Below are 14,879 nucleotides of genomic sequence, written 5' to 3' on the forward strand. Positions count from 1 at the left end.
ATCATGAAAAAATACACATATACGATATTGGCTTTTTTACTTTGCTGGACAACGGCGTGTAAAAAGCTGGATACCCTGCCCCCGAGTATTGTTAAGGACGATGACGTTTTTGCAACAGCTGCTGGAATCCAGGCCTACATGTCCCGGTTGTACAGCGAATTACCTATTGAAGATTTCAGGTATTCGCCCGAAAGAGGTTTGAATATGTTCTGGATCATCAGCCCTACAAGTGCTACCACAGGTGAAGCCTTAAGCCGTGACCAGAATGGCTCAATGCAGGAAAACACAGGCCTATCAACCTGGGGCGATTGCTACGGGGTTATCAGGGACGCTAACTATTTTGCTGAAACCCTGCCTAAATACGCAGGTAATTTTACTAAAGACCAAATTAATAACTGGTTAGGTGAAGCAAGATTTGTGCGTGCGGCTACTTATTTTGCATTGGTTAAACGTTACGGCGGTGTGCCACTTGTTGATAAAGTGCTTAACTATCCTGCGCAAAGCATCGAGGAATTAAAAATACCCCGTTCGTCTGAAGAAAAGATCTATGATTTTATAGGTACCGACCTGGATTATGCTTACACCAATTTGCCTGAAACTAACCAGGCAGGCAGGGCAAATAAATATGCCGCTGCGGGTTTCAAATCAAGGGCAATGCTTTATGCGGGTACAATAGCTAAGTACAACCAGATCTCATTGGTTGATGGCAGTGGCAACAGGCTTTGCGGTATTCCTGTGGCAAAAGCGGTTACTTACTTTAAAGCAGCTTATGATGCAGCTGCATTAGTTGACGGTAAATACAGCTTATACAAAAAAGCATGGGCCGCGGGCGATAAAAACGCTCAGTATCAAAACTACGTTAGCCTGTTTTTTGATGCATCAAGCCCTGAAAACATATTTGTACGTCAGTATCATTATCCCGAATCAGTACATGGTTATGACGCATACAATGTGCCACGCCAGTTAATGGGTGCTAACGGTTACTCATCAGAAGTTAACCCGACGTTGGATTTTGTGGAACTGTTTGATGGTTTTCCTAAAAATGCTGATGGCACTATCAAAACCACAACAGGTGGTAAATACGATCTGTACACCAATACTGTGGATATATTTGCCAATGCTGAGCCAAGGTTAAGAGCAACCGTAGTTTTGCCTGGCGATGTGATGAAAGGTGTAAGCATCGAGATCCGCAGAGGTATTTATACCGGCCCTTCGGCTGGCGGCATTAGTCCGCTGTTGCCTGCAGGCTCAACTGCCCATTATCCAACAGATAACATTGTACAATCGGCTAATGCCAGCCAAACCCCATACAAATTGCCAAATGGTACAACCATGAACCCTGCCGGTTTAAGTGGGTATTTTACAGGCGATGGTACCAACTCTGTTTCTGGTTTCTCTATCCGTAAATATATTGTACCAGACAAACCGACATCCGAAGTATTGGAAAACCGTTCTGATCAAACCTGGATCGAGCTGCGTTATGCCGAAGTATTACTTAACCGCGCCGAAGCTGCTGTAGAGTTAAACGCGCTTGGCCAGTCGGACAAGAGCTATCTGCAGGATGCCTTTACCCAGATCAACCAGATCCGTGAGCGCGCCGGTGCCGATCTTTTAACCGGTACAGCTAATTTAACTATCGACGTAGTTCGTAAAGAGCGAAAGAAAGAGCTTGGCTTCGAAAACAAACAGTATTGGGATATGCGCCGCTGGAGGGTTGCCGATAAGGAACAAAACAGTACCATTTACCGTACGCTGATGCCTTTCTATTCGGCTAATGATGGTAAGTACTTCTTTGATGCCCGGTTGGATGAGCGTAATTCAAGATACACTTTTGATGTACGCTGGTACTATGAGCAAATACCACAAGGTGAGATCCAGAAAAGCCAGAATTTAATTCAAAATCCGGGTTATTAATTTTAAGAGAGAGATGAAAAAAATATTTTATAGCATAGCATTAAGTGTATTGGTTGCCGCAGGCAGCTCATGCAAAAAGGTTGATAATTATGCCGCCCCCGATGTTACCTTGAAAGGTACTGTAACTGATGCAGGGAATGGCAAAAGCCTGCAAACAGAACAAGGTTCGGGCACCCGTATCAAATTATTGGAGATAAGCTGGAGCTCAAACCCAACCCCGTTCTATATATCTTCATTCCAGGATGGTACTTATCAAAACACCAAACTGTTTGCAGGTAAAAATGTAATTTCGGCCGAGGGTGCTTTTGTGCCATTGGTTCAGGTTGATAACACCGGCAAAACCATTGTTGATAAAAGCCAGACGGTTGATGTTAAAAATGTGACCACCGTAAATTTTGCAGTTGAGCCATTTTTAAGGATAGAATGGGTAGGTAACCCAGTTTTAAATGCTGATGGCACCATAACTACCAGCTTTAAAATAACCCGCGGTACTGCCGATCCTAATTTTCAGCAAAACGTGAGTGATGTAGCCGTATTTATCAATTCAAATAACTACGTAGGCAATAACAATTACGATAACCGTTACACACCTAAATTAAGTGGCGATGATGCAAATAACTCGGTTGGTAAAACCCTTAGCCTTACTACATTGGGCGGTACGCTGCCGGGTAAAAGGAGCTACTTTATCCGTGTAGGTGCAAGGGTATCTTATGGCCTTAATTATTACAACTATACCGACGTAAAAGAGGTAAAGGTTCCGTAAAACAATATGAATACCTGTGTGAGGGAGGGGCCAGGGGAGTGGTTCTTCCCAAACACAGTTTTAATAAAATATAACTATGAAGAACACGCTACTTTTTTGTTGCGGACTTGCCTTTGCTGCCGGTGCTTATGCGCAGGACACTAACCCCAAACCAGCTTCCCTGAAGGAGAAAACTGCTTTTCAAACCAGCAGTCCCTGGAGGCCCGAAATTGATGTACGATCAGACATTGCCATTGTTTATGGTACCAATGATCATCCGAACATGACCTTTGAGCAACGTGTAAAATCATGGCGCGACCGTGGTTACGATGTAAATTTCATGACCGGCATTGCCTGGGGCGATTACAAGGATTACTTTTTGGGCAAATGGGATGGTAAAAACCACCTTGGTGTAGGGCAGGTAACACAAAGAGGCGATACAATTTTCCACGGTAAAGATATGCCTTACGTGGTGCCGGATGATTCCTTTATCGAGTACATGAAAACCGCGGTGGTTAAGCGTGTGATAGATGTGGGTATCACCAACATTTTTTTAGAGGAGCCTGAGTTTTGGGCGCGCGCTGGTTACAGCGCCGGCTTTAAAGACCAGTGGCAAAAATATTACGGCTTCCCCTGGAAACCGCAGGATGCGTCGGCCGAAAACACTTACTTATCAAGCAAGCTAAAATATCACCTGTATTATGAAACCATAAAACAGGTATCATCATACGCCAAAGAGTATGGCAAAAGCAAAGGCATGAACATTAAGGTGTTCATAGCTACGCACTCGCTGGTAAACTATTCATCATGGCAAATTGTTAGTCCGGAGGCAAGCCTGGCTTCATTGCCGGGTATCGACGGCTACATTGCCCAGGTATGGACGGGTACCTCGCGTGAGCCTACTTACTTTAATGGTAAAGAAAAGGAACGGGTATTTGAAAACGCTTTTCTTGAATATGGTTCAGTAGTATCGATGACTGCCCCAACCGGTCGCAAGGTATTTTTCCTGACTGACCCGATTGAAGACCGCGTACACGACTGGAGCGATTATAAACGCAACTACCAGGCTACCTTTACGGCCAAGTTATTATACCCAATGGTTGCTGACTACGAGGTAATGCCATGGCCGGAGCGTATCTACACACATCCATACCCTGTATTAGGTACCAATGAAAAAATATTGATTCCGCAGTTTTACTCGACTCAGATGCAGATCATGGTAAACGCGCTTAATGATATGCCTGTGTCAACCAATAAAGTATCCGGCGTTAACGGTATCGGTGTACTGATGAGCAATACATTGATGTTTCAGCGCTTCCCTACCCACAATGGTTTTGAGGATCCGCAGTTCTCCAATTTTTACGGACAAACCCTGCCTTTGGTAAAACGTGGCGTGCCGGTACAAACCGTGCATATGGAAAACCTGGGCTACGCGGCATCGCTTAAGGATATCAAAGTTTTGGTGATGAGCTACTCCAACATGAAACCGGTATCGGCCGAAATTCACGAGCAACTGGCTGCCTGGGTTAAACAAGGAGGCGTACTGGTTTATGTTGGCAGGGATGACGATCCGTACCAATCGGTAATGGAATGGTGGGATACCAAAGGAAACAGCTTCACCGCGCCATCGCAGCACCTGTTTAAGCTACTGGGTGTAAACCCAACCGGCGACAACCAGCATTTTGCTGTTGGTAATGGGGCGGTTTATGTATTGAGGCAAAACCCTAAAGAGTTTGTAATGCAGGCCAGCAATGATGAAACTTTCATTAACCTGGTAAAGCAGGCTTATGAAAAAGATGCCAATGGCGGTAAGTTGAAATTCAAAAACAGCATGTACCTGGAGCGTGGGCCGTATGATGTTGTTTCGGTAATGGATGAAAATGCCGATAGCAAGCCATACGTAGTAAAAGGTCCGGTTATCGATCTGTTCGATCCGCAATTACCTGTACTGGCAGAAAAAACGATCAACCCTAATGAGCAGGCCTTATTATATGTGATTAAACGTATTGAGGATAAAAAACAGCCAAAAGTATTGGCATCTGCCTCAAGGGTGTATGACGAAGTGGTAACGGAAAATAGTTACACATTTGTAGCTAAAAGCCCTATAAAAACATTAAACAGCGCCCGGATCCTGTTACCTGCACAACCAAAGGAAACAGTAGTTACCGACAGCGAAGGAAAAACCATTGCTGATGTAAAATCCTCATGGGATAAATCATCAAAAACCTTATACCTGGGCTTTGCGAACAGCCCCGATGGTATTAAGGTGAGCATTAAATGGTAAAAGATTCTTTTTTGAGAGAGAGTTGGTTTATTCTTCCGTACATGAAATTTCATGTGCGGAAGTTTTTTTGAAAAGAGATTGCGTAATTCGCTCAAAAAAATTGTCCTTACAGTGATTTGCAAATAAAGCACCCAAAATAATAAATGAAAAAATTACTCCTCCTGGCGTTTGCCTTTTTACCGGCAGCACTTTCGGCACAAGAAAAGGTGTCGTCACCTGTCGATCTGATCAATCCGCTCATGGGCACGCAATCAAAGCCATCGCTCTCCAATGGTAACACCTACCCGGCAGTAGCCCTGCCATGGGGTATGAACTTCTGGACACCGCAAACCGGTAAAATGGGTGATGGATGGCAGTATACCTATGACGCCGATAAGATCCTCGGTTTTAAACAAACCCACCAGCCATCGCCATGGATGAATGATTATGGGATGTTCTCGGTTTTTCCTGAAACCGGTGCGTTAAAACTGGACGAAAAAGATCGCGCCAGCTGGTTCTCGCATAAGGCGGAAGTATCTAAGCCATACTATTACAGCGTTTACCTGGCCGATTATGACGTAACTACTGAAATTACGCCAACCGAACGTGCTGCCAGCTTTCAGTTTACTTTCCCCAAAAGCGATAACTCGCACATTGTGATCGACGCCTTTGACAAAGGTTCATATGTAAAGATCATTCCCGGTGAGCAAAAGATCATTGGTTACAGCACCAAAAACAGCGGCGCAGTACCTGCAAACTTCAAAAACTATTTTGTTATTTATGTAGATAAACCATTCGCGCTGGCTTCAGCATGGCATGATTGGAAAAAAGATGATGGGCAGTTGGAATATACCGGCGACCATGCAGGTGCTGTAATAACGCTGAAAACCGCCAAAGGTGAAAAAGTTCATCTTAAAGTAGCTTCTTCATTTATCAGCATCGAGCAGGCTGAGCTTAATCTGAAACGTGAGTTGGGTAATGATGGCTTTGCTGCAACCTGCCAAAAAGCAAAAGATACCTGGAATAAAACCCTGAGCCGTTTGGATGTTGAAGGCGGAACTATCGACCAAACCCGTACTTTTTACAGCAGCCTTTACCGTATGCTTTTCTTCCCTAACAAAATGTATGAGGTTGATGCCAGCGGGCAAAATGTACATTATAGCCCTTTCAACGGCAAAGTTGCACCGGGTTACCTGTTTGCCGGTACTGGTTTCTGGGATACCTTCAGGGCGCTTTATCCTTTTCTGAACCTTGTTTATCCATCAATAGCCAAAGAAATGCAGGAAGGCCTGATCAATGATTATAAAGAAGGCGGCTGGTTGCCCGAGTGGTCGAGCCCCGGCTATGCTGATTGTATGATCGGGAATAACTCGGCATCTATAGTATCTGAAGCTTACCTGAAAGGTTTGCGCGGCTACGATATTGAGACCTTATACCAGGCCCTGAAACACGGCGCCAATAATGAAGGTCCAAATGCCACCGGCCGCAGAGGGGTTCAGTATTACAACACGCTGGGCTATGTACCCTATGACGTTAAAATAAACGAAAACGCTGCCCGTACACTGGAATATGCTTATGACGATTTTGCCATTTATCAGTTAGGCAAAGCATTGGGTAAGCCAAAAAAGGAAATAGAGATTTACAAAAAGCGCAGCCAGAACTACCGTAACCTGTTCGATCCGCAAACTAAATTAATGCGCGGCAAAAACAAGGATGGCAAGTTTGAAACCCCATTCAACCCCTTTAAATGGGGCGATGCCTTTACCGAAGGTAACAGCTGGCACTACAGCTGGAGCGTTTTCCACGACATACAAGGACTGATCAATCTGATTGGCGGTAAAGAACAATTTGCAGCCAAACTGGATTCGGTATTTGAAATGCCGCCGGTATTTGATGACAGCTACTATGGTGGTGTGATCCACGAGATCCGCGAAATGCAGATAGCCGGTATGGGGCAGTATGCTCACGGGAACCAGCCTATCCAGCACATGATCTACTTATACAACCACGCTGGTCAGCCATGGAAAACCCAATACTGGGTTCGTGAAGCGATGAACAGGCTTTACAGGGCAACGCCTGACGGCTATTGCGGCGACGAAGATAATGGCCAAACATCGGCCTGGTACATCTTCTCTGCTATGGGCTTTTACCCGGTTACCCCGGCCAGCGATCAGTATGTTTTAGGTGCGCCACTGTTTAAAAAAGTAACGGTTAATTTAGAGAACGGTAAAACCATCACCATCAACGCACCAAAAAACAGCGATGATAACAGGTATGTAAATACACTTACTGTTGATGGCAAGCCATACAGCAACAACTGGTTAAGTCATAAAGGTTTATTAAATGGCGCAGTGCTTGATTTTGATATGCAGGCGGCCCCGAATAAAGACCGCGGCACAAATGCGGCTGATGTTCCTTATTCAATGAGTAACGAGAAAGAAAAATAAAAGATTCCCCTCTCAAGAGGGGGCGCGGCGGGAATGAGCGATAGCTGGGGGGTGTTTTACAAGCGATTGTTAAAGCAGACACACACCTCTCAAGAGGGAAATCGTACATTCCCGCCCTTTTTTTGTAGAGACGCATCACATGCGTCTCCCGCTATGCAGGTCAAATATGTATGATGGGAGAAATATGTGATGCGTTTTTTGTTTAAAGAGAATTATACTATCCGAAAAGCTTTATTTTATCTTTTTTGTAACTTGCTTTATCAATGAAAAGGCAAACAACACACCACTCCGCTTTACTCGTATGTCTTTTAGTACTGCCTGTGCTCTTTGCTTTTTCCATGCGCCCCTCCGGCAAATACAATCTCGATTTTTTTACTACCCATAACCAATTTTACCTGTGCGATTCGGCATTTACCGGCACCACCGGCGATACTACCTTTTGGAACAGCGATGCCCAAAATGCCCGCTTAGGTACTACCGAAGATATCATTGGCATAAAAATAGCCAGTTATGGCCACGTGCGGGCCGAGCTTAACGTGCTGAATACGGCCGACACCGAAAAAGACTTCAGCAAATACGACCATGTTGTAGAAGGCAGTGTAAAACTAAGCTCAGGCATTATGGAGGTTCTGAATTTTCCGGATACCAAAATTATCCTGAAAACCATTGTTACCCCGGCAAGGTATCGCGTGCGCATTTACTCATACGCGGTGAAAAATGTGAACCCCGATGAAGATGAAGGCACCGACCATTATAAGGTCACCCTTTGGCCGGGGGAAGGCAGGGAGAGAAAAGTATTGAAAGCCTATAAGGCAGACTAAGCCCTTTTTCATGGCTTCATGTCTGCCTGTAACGAGGTCAATTTATTATAAACTATTTATCATTTATCATGATTGGGTTTCCCCCTTTCCCTCCACCAATAATGATCACCTTGGCATTTGGCGAAAGCGCTATTTCCTTTTGAGCTTTTATGGCTTCGTATTGCAATTGTTTATCTGATAGTCCGGTAGAAAGGATGCGCTGATAATCGGCGATACCCTGTGCTTCTACGCGTTTACGCTCGGCTTCCTGGCGTTCCTTTTGCAGTACGAACTCCATTTTCTGGGCATCCTGTTCAGCATTGATCTTCGATTCGATACTGGCGCGTACCGACGCGGGCAGCGTAATGTTCCGCACCAGGATCTGTTGAAGCTCCAGTCCGCGTTTTTCAAAGCTGGCGGTGATATAACGGTTTATTTTCTCCTGAAATTCCTGCCGCTTGGTTGAGTATAGATCAACTGCAGCATAGGCCACTGCATTATCGCGAATTGCCGTGCGCGAAACAGGGCGAACAATCTTATCTACATAGTTTTCACCGATGTTCTGCATAATATAAGGCGCTTTGTCGGGTTTTACTTTATAGAGCACCGATAGGTCGATAGTAACCTCCAGCCCATCTGATGAAAGTACGCGGATCGCATCGTCACCTTCCTTTTGCCCTTCGCTGGTTACCGCGCTCATAGTGTAAGTTTGCGTTTGAATATCAAAGGTAGTGATCTCTACAACCGGGTTTATAATATGTAAACCGCTTTCAAGCACCTGGTCTTGTACCTTACCAAAAAGGGTTTGAACCCCTACTTTACCCGGCTCAATAACTTTAAATATATTGAGTAATAAGCCAAGTACCACCATGGCTATACCTACTGTGGTTACCACGCCATTAAAGCGGCCGGCCGGTTCGGGTGAACGTTTGAGCACTATACCCACAATGAGTACAATAACTCCTAATATTGCTATAAACATGCAATGAAGTTAAGCTTTTTTTGCATGCTGCAAGCTTGTTATAAAACAATGTTTTTGGGGAGGATTAGGGCTGTAGAATTGCCTGGGATTAGGCGACCTGCGGGAGGAGGGACTTGCGAAAGGGCACAAGTTATCCGGGCTCATTTCCCCCAACACAAAACTTGCGCCAGGGAAGATTATTAAAGAAGACTTACGAAGTTTTCAAAACTTCGTAAGTCTGTTATGCGGAATGCTGCAGAGGAGAATAAATTCGTGTAATTCGCTCTAATTCGAAAAAATTATTGCTCAATTATTTCTTTTGCTGCGCATCTTTGGTATCCTTAACTTCTTTCAAAAGCCTCAGCTTCATAAAGATCACAATTACACCAACAATCATGGCGCCGGCCATTACCGGGTAATTGTGGGGTACAGTCACAGCCATTTTATAAGCTACAATAAAGCACAAGGCAATACCCATGGTGTAAAGCACATTGAGCACTAATTTAAAGCCCATTTTAGTATACGTTTAATTCAGGGTCAATTTCGGCTTGCCATGCAAGGATCCCGCCCCTTAGGTTCGAAAGGTTGGTAAAGCCACGCTGTTCCAGTTGCATAATGGCAGCTGCACTGCGTTTACCGCTGCGGCACATTACCACTACCGGTTTGTCTTTGCTTATCTTCTCTGCTTCAATCAGCACGCCGCCAAGCGGTATAAGTACTCCGCCAAGGTTTGAAGTTTCGTATTCAAAATCTTCCCTAACGTCAATCAGTTGAAAGTCTTCGCCTTTGTCAATTTTTTCTTTTAGTTCCTGTACGGTTATCTCGTTCATATTTAATGTAATTATAATTCAAAGGTAGTTTTTTTCTTAATCAAATATTTAGGCTTGTTATTTGTAACAATCAAAGTGTATGAGCGTTTCATATATGTTTACACAATAATTACTTAATGAAAAAAGTTACACGCTTTTTCTGGTTCTGTTCAGGAGCACATATCGATACCCTAAAAAAGTACCCTATTGAACATAATAAGTATGTTGGTATTGGGGCAACTATATTTTTCACCGCCTTGTTCGCGGCTTTATCCGGCGGCTATGCCATGTACTTTGTTTTTAATGGCGATGCATTTGCTGTAGGTTTTGCTATACTTTTTGGCTTACTATGGGGAACGGCCATTTTCAACATGGACCGTTACATTGTATCCAGTATCAATAAAGAAGGTACAACCAATCAGCAAATTCTGCAGGCATCGCCGCGTATTTTGCTGGCCATTATGATAGGCATCGTAATATCGCGTCCGCTTGAGCTAAAGATCTTCGATAAAGAAATCCGCCAGAAGTTAAAAACTGCTTACCTTAAAGGCCAGCGCAGCAAGATCGATACTCTCGAAAAAACCTATATTCAGAAATATGCCATGGAGCTGGGTAAAAACACTGATCTGAAAAAGGAAAAGGATTCATTGGAACGGGACATTAACCGATCACGCTACCAGCTTAACCAGGAAGTTTTTGGGGATAAAACCAATCAAACATCGGGCATCACAGGGTACGGCACTTATGCCAAGCAGAAGCAATCTGTACTGGAAGAAAAAGAGGCCCGCCTTAAAACCGTCACTGATAATTTAGGGCAGATGGACCAGTACCTGGGCGCCCGAAAGGATTATGAAGGGTTAAACAGCACACGCCTGTTTACGGAGCATCAGTTAGACAGCCTCTCCAATATTGCAGGTTTCTCCGATCGTAACTGGGCATTGGGGCAGCTAACGTACACTGAAAATGGAAAACGCGACCTGGATACCTATCTCGCAATCTCTTTTATTGGCTACCTGTTCATTTTGTTTGAATGTTTGCCGGTGTTTGTAAAGCTGATGTCGCCTAAGGGGCCTTACGATACGGCCATCGCCAAAACCGCTGAAGCCAATATTCACCTTGCCGAGCGTGACAAGGAACGCGACATAGCGGTTACCGATAATATTTACGACCACAATGTAGGCACTGATATCGAACGGCGAAAGAAGATTATCACCTCACAATCTGATTATGATTTTGAGCGGCACAGTTATGAGTAAGGATTGTGTTTTGCCCATTGAAAAGGGGGCGCCTACGGAGCCAATATTTCTGTTTTAATAAATTTCTATAAACATGATACTCCTACGGAGTTTTGTAGTTTTATACTGTAAATCCATAGCAAGGTTATCTCAACACCTGTAAACTTTTTTAGGACGAGATATTTCACACTCCGTAGGAGTATCGTGTTTATAGCCAAAAAGAACAGAAATATTGGCTCCGTAGGTGCCTCTTCAGCCATGCAAGGGCCGCGAGGATATTATACTTATTGCAGACATAAATCTTTTGCGGTTTCATCCTAATCACGCATCTTGCAAGCATATTATTAACCTATGTTTGAGCAATTTTCCCATTCAAACTATCATTCCATTTGTGATCAACTCGCAGCCGGTGACTCGGATTTAGCACAGATTGTTCAAAATCATGGCTACCCGCCGCTATGGTCAAGGCCCAATACTTTTGAAACCCTGGTGCATATTATACTGGAACAGCAGGTATCACTGGCTTCAGCGTTATCTGCTTTAAATAAGCTGAGGGAGCGCGTGCAGGAAATTACCCCAGCCCGCGTGCTGCTCCTTACCGACGAAGAATTTAAGGCCTGTTATTGCAGCCGCCAAAAAACAGCTTATATCAAATACCTTGCAGAAGCCATCATCAGCGGGCAAATCGATCTTGAAGCTATGGAGCAAATGCCCGACGATTTTATCCGCACCAAATTAACCGCCCTTAAAGGCATCGGCAACTGGACGGTTGATGTTTACCTGATGTTTGTACTACAGCACACTGATGTTTTCCCCATCGGGGATCTGGCCGCGGTGAATGCACTTAAGCGGGTAAAAAATCTGCCAAAAGATATCGCAAAAGAAGAGCTACTATTGATAACCGAACAATGGAAGCCTTACCGTACGGTCGCGGCTATGATATTGTGGCATTATTATTTAGCCCCCCGGCCCCCTAAAGGGGGAGTTAAAAAGAAAGTTTAATAAGCAACAAACGCATTGGTTTTACCAATGCGTTTGTGCGCGCTTTTCAAAAGTACCCCCTTTAAAGGGCTATTAGGCATTAAACAAACCGTTCCTCTCCTGCTCCTGGTAATCCTGTACAGTTTCGATGGCGTTGTCAATCACATCACTCAGTGCGGTTATAAATGTTCCGGGCTGGGCAAGGCTCATGGCATGTTTAATAGCGTCCACTTCTTTAGGTACTACCTCAACCTGTTTGTTAGGGTCAACCGATTCAATTCCTTCCTTCAGCAAACCGATAATATTTTCGGCGGTGCGGCCACGCAGGTGTTTCTCCTGACGCAGGATGATGTAATCAAACATTTCGGCCGATAGTTTACCCAGTTCGCGGATGTCGTCGTCGCGCCTATCGCCTGTACCGGCTATGATGCCAATTTTAAGCGGCGAATCGATATGCCTTAAAAACTCTTTGATGCCGGTGTAGCCATCTGGGTTGTGGGCAAAATCTATCATGAAACGGAAATCTTTGAACTCAAAAATATTCATGCGGCCCGGCGTTTGTGATGCCGATGGAATGAAGGTTTCGAGCGAGATCTTGATATCTTCCGTTTTAAATCCCCATAAAAACGTAGCCAGCGTGGCTGCCAGTACGTTCTCTATCATGAATGGCACGGTGCCGCCAAAAGTAAGCGGGATCAGGATAGTACGCTGCACGCGGATCTTCCAGTCGCCTTTTAAAATGGTGATGAACCCGTTTTCGCAAATAGCGGCAATGCCCCCTTTTTTGCAATGCGATTTAATAATGGGGTTATTTTCGTTCCGGCTGAAATAGGCGATGTTACATTCGGCCTTTTTGCCGATACGTACACAGTACTCATTATCAGCATTTAAAACGCCCCAGCCATCCTTTTTAACCGAGTTAAGCACCACGCTTTTAACACGCGAAAGATCTTCGAGCGTGTGGATATCCGACAAGCCAAGGTGGTCTTCCTGGATATTGGTAACCACACCTATATCGCAAAAGCCAAAACCCAGGCCCGAACGCAGGATGCCGCCGCGGGCAGTTTCCAGCACCGCGAAATCAACTGTTGGGTCCTTCAATATAAATTCCGAGCTTACCGGGCCTGTGGTATCGCCCTTCAGCATCATGTTGTTTTGTACGTAGATGCCATCCGAAGTAGTAAAACCTACTCTATGTCCGTTGTTTTTAACAATGTGGGCTATCAAGCGGGTGGTAGTGGTTTTACCGTTGGTGCCCGTAACAGCGATGATCGGGATGCGGGCCGATTTACCAGTTGGGTAAAGCATATCGATCACATGCCCGGCCACGTTACGCGGCAAGCCTTCGCTCGGTGCAATGTGCATCCTGAAGCCCGGTGCAGCGTTAACTTCCAGTATTACACCACCAGTATCAGTAAGCGGTTCGGTAAGGTTTTGCGCCATAATATCAATGCCGCAAATGTCAAGGCCAATGATTTTGGAGATACGCTCGCAAATAAAAATATTTTGTGGGTGTACATGGTCGGTAACATCAACAGAGGTACCGCCGGTGCTCAGGTTAGCGGTCGATTTTACATAAACCACCTCATCTTTTTCGGGCACGGTTTCCAGCGTGTAGCCCTTCTTTTCCAGCAGGTCGAGGGTGTCACGGTCGACAGAGATTTCTGTCAACACATTTTCGTGACCATAGCCACGGCGTGGGTCAGTATTTTCAAGGTCGATGAGTTCCTGGATATTTAGTCTGCCATCGCCGGTAACATTGGCCGGTTTACGGAGGGCGGCGGCAACCATTTTATTGTCGATCACCAGCACCCTGAAATCAAAACCGGTAACATAGCGCTCCACGATTACCCGGCGCGAAATTTTGGCGGCGTGCTCGTAGGCTGCAACAGCCTCTTCTTCGGTTTTGATATTGATGGAGATTCCTCTGCCGTGGTTACCATCGAGTGGCTTAAACACCATAGGAAAGCCCACTTTACGGATGGCTTCATCCACACCGGCAACAGATGATATGGTTACGCCTTTAGCAACCGGAATGGCCTGCTCCTGTAGCAGTCGTTTGGTTTCTTCCTTGTTGCTGGCAATATCAACGGCTATGCTGCTGGTTTTCTCGGTCATGGTAGCGCGGAAACGTACCTGGTTTTTGCCGTAGCCCAGTTGCACTAACGATTGATTGTTGAGCCTGATCCATGGGATATCCCGTGCAATAGCTTCCTCTACTATTGACCCGGTACTTGGCCCTAAACGGGTATTTTCCCTGATCTCGCGCATCTGCTGGATATCAGCATCCAGGTTATAATCTTCGCCTTTAATAAGGGCTTCAGCAATACGTACGGACGATTCGGCGGCAAAAACGCCAACTTTTTCTTCCAGGTAAGCGAATACTACGTTGTATACACCCCTGGTTTTGGTTTCGCGGGTACGGCCGAAACCGGTATCCATGCCGGCAAGGGTTTGGATCTCTAAAGCAATGTGTTCAATAACATGCCCCATCCAGGTGCCTGCAACCACCCGCTGAAAAAAGCCTCCGGGTACACCCGGCGAGCAGCGGTGGCTGTATAACGATGGCAGCAGCTTTTCAAGGCGCTCATAAAAGCCATCTATTTCGTTAGTAGGGCGGTGCTCCATCTCTTGCAGATCAAGCCGCATTTGTATTAGTTTTTTGCGCCTGATGCTCCAAATGTTGGGTCCGCGTAGTACCTGAATATTCTCTATCTTCATGTATGT

The 14,879-nt window shown here is 45.1% G+C and carries 11 protein-coding genes; 7 read left to right on the forward strand and 4 right to left on the reverse strand.

The annotated features are described in order from the left end of the window. The first annotated feature begins 3 nt into the window (after window positions 1–3). The 5 genes from AC1DUD_RS26885 (at window position 4) to AC1DUD_RS26905 (ending at window position 8,187) form a co-directional block, all read left to right on the forward strand. Complete coding sequence (locus AC1DUD_RS26885; RefSeq protein ID WP_477380274.1) at window positions 4–1,914, forward strand: RagB/SusD family nutrient uptake outer membrane protein; 1,911 nt, start codon at window positions 4–6, stop codon at window positions 1,912–1,914. Window positions 1,915–1,927: 13 nt separating this feature from the next. After that, on the forward strand, window positions 1,928–2,677 hold the full coding sequence (locus tag AC1DUD_RS26890; protein ID WP_477380277.1) for a DUF3823 domain-containing protein: 750 nt from the start codon (window positions 1,928–1,930) through the stop codon (window positions 2,675–2,677). A gap of 76 nt (window positions 2,678–2,753) precedes the next feature. Then, window positions 2,754–4,940, forward strand: a complete 2,187-nt coding sequence (locus AC1DUD_RS26895) for a hypothetical protein (RefSeq protein ID WP_477380279.1) — start codon at window positions 2,754–2,756, stop codon at window positions 4,938–4,940. Between the two features lie 143 nt (window positions 4,941–5,083). After that, window positions 5,084–7,366, forward strand: a complete 2,283-nt coding sequence (locus AC1DUD_RS26900) for a GH92 family glycosyl hydrolase (RefSeq protein WP_477380281.1) — start codon at window positions 5,084–5,086, stop codon at window positions 7,364–7,366. 263 nt (window positions 7,367–7,629) lie between these two features. Then, entirely contained in the window at window positions 7,630–8,187 is a 558-nt protein-coding gene (locus AC1DUD_RS26905; RefSeq protein ID WP_477380283.1) for a hypothetical protein, read from the forward strand. 52 nt (window positions 8,188–8,239) lie between these two features. On the opposite strand, the gene AC1DUD_RS26910 is transcribed toward AC1DUD_RS26905, so the two are convergent. The 3 genes from AC1DUD_RS26910 to AC1DUD_RS26920 all read right to left on the reverse strand — a co-directional run bounded on the left by AC1DUD_RS26910 (window position 8,240) and on the right by AC1DUD_RS26920 (window position 9,957). Then, on the reverse strand, window positions 8,240–9,148 hold the full coding sequence (locus tag AC1DUD_RS26910; protein ID WP_477380285.1) for a prohibitin family protein: 909 nt from the start codon (window positions 9,146–9,148) through the stop codon (window positions 8,240–8,242). Window positions 9,149–9,437: 289 nt separating this feature from the next. Beyond that, complete coding sequence (locus AC1DUD_RS26915; protein ID WP_477380288.1) at window positions 9,438–9,641, reverse strand: DUF6358 family protein; 204 nt, start codon at window positions 9,639–9,641, stop codon at window positions 9,438–9,440. Between the two features lies 1 nt (window position 9,642). Beyond that, the gene (locus AC1DUD_RS26920; RefSeq protein ID WP_330862460.1) at window positions 9,643–9,957 is read right to left on the reverse strand and encodes a rhodanese-like domain-containing protein; all 315 of its coding nucleotides are present in this window, start codon (window positions 9,955–9,957) and stop codon (window positions 9,643–9,645) included. A 116-nt stretch (window positions 9,958–10,073) separates the two neighbouring features. Between AC1DUD_RS26920 and AC1DUD_RS26925 the strand changes: the two genes are divergently transcribed. Together AC1DUD_RS26925 and AC1DUD_RS26930 are read left to right on the forward strand one after the other, a co-directional pair. Then, window positions 10,074–11,192 (forward strand): DUF4407 domain-containing protein, encoded by a 1,119-nt coding sequence (locus AC1DUD_RS26925; protein WP_477380290.1) that lies wholly within the window; start codon window positions 10,074–10,076, stop codon window positions 11,190–11,192. Window positions 11,193–11,522: 330 nt separating this feature from the next. Further along, complete coding sequence (locus AC1DUD_RS26930) at window positions 11,523–12,173, forward strand: DNA-3-methyladenine glycosylase family protein (RefSeq protein WP_477380292.1); 651 nt, start codon at window positions 11,523–11,525, stop codon at window positions 12,171–12,173. A gap of 72 nt (window positions 12,174–12,245) precedes the next feature. On the opposite strand, the gene cphA is transcribed toward AC1DUD_RS26930, so the two are convergent. Further along, on the reverse strand, window positions 12,246–14,873 hold the full coding sequence (gene cphA / locus AC1DUD_RS26935) for a cyanophycin synthetase (protein ID WP_477380294.1): 2,628 nt from the start codon (window positions 14,871–14,873) through the stop codon (window positions 12,246–12,248). Between the last annotated feature and the right edge of the window lie 6 nt (window positions 14,874–14,879).

The sequence above is a fragment of the Mucilaginibacter sp. P4_A11 genome, assembly GCF_056402535.1.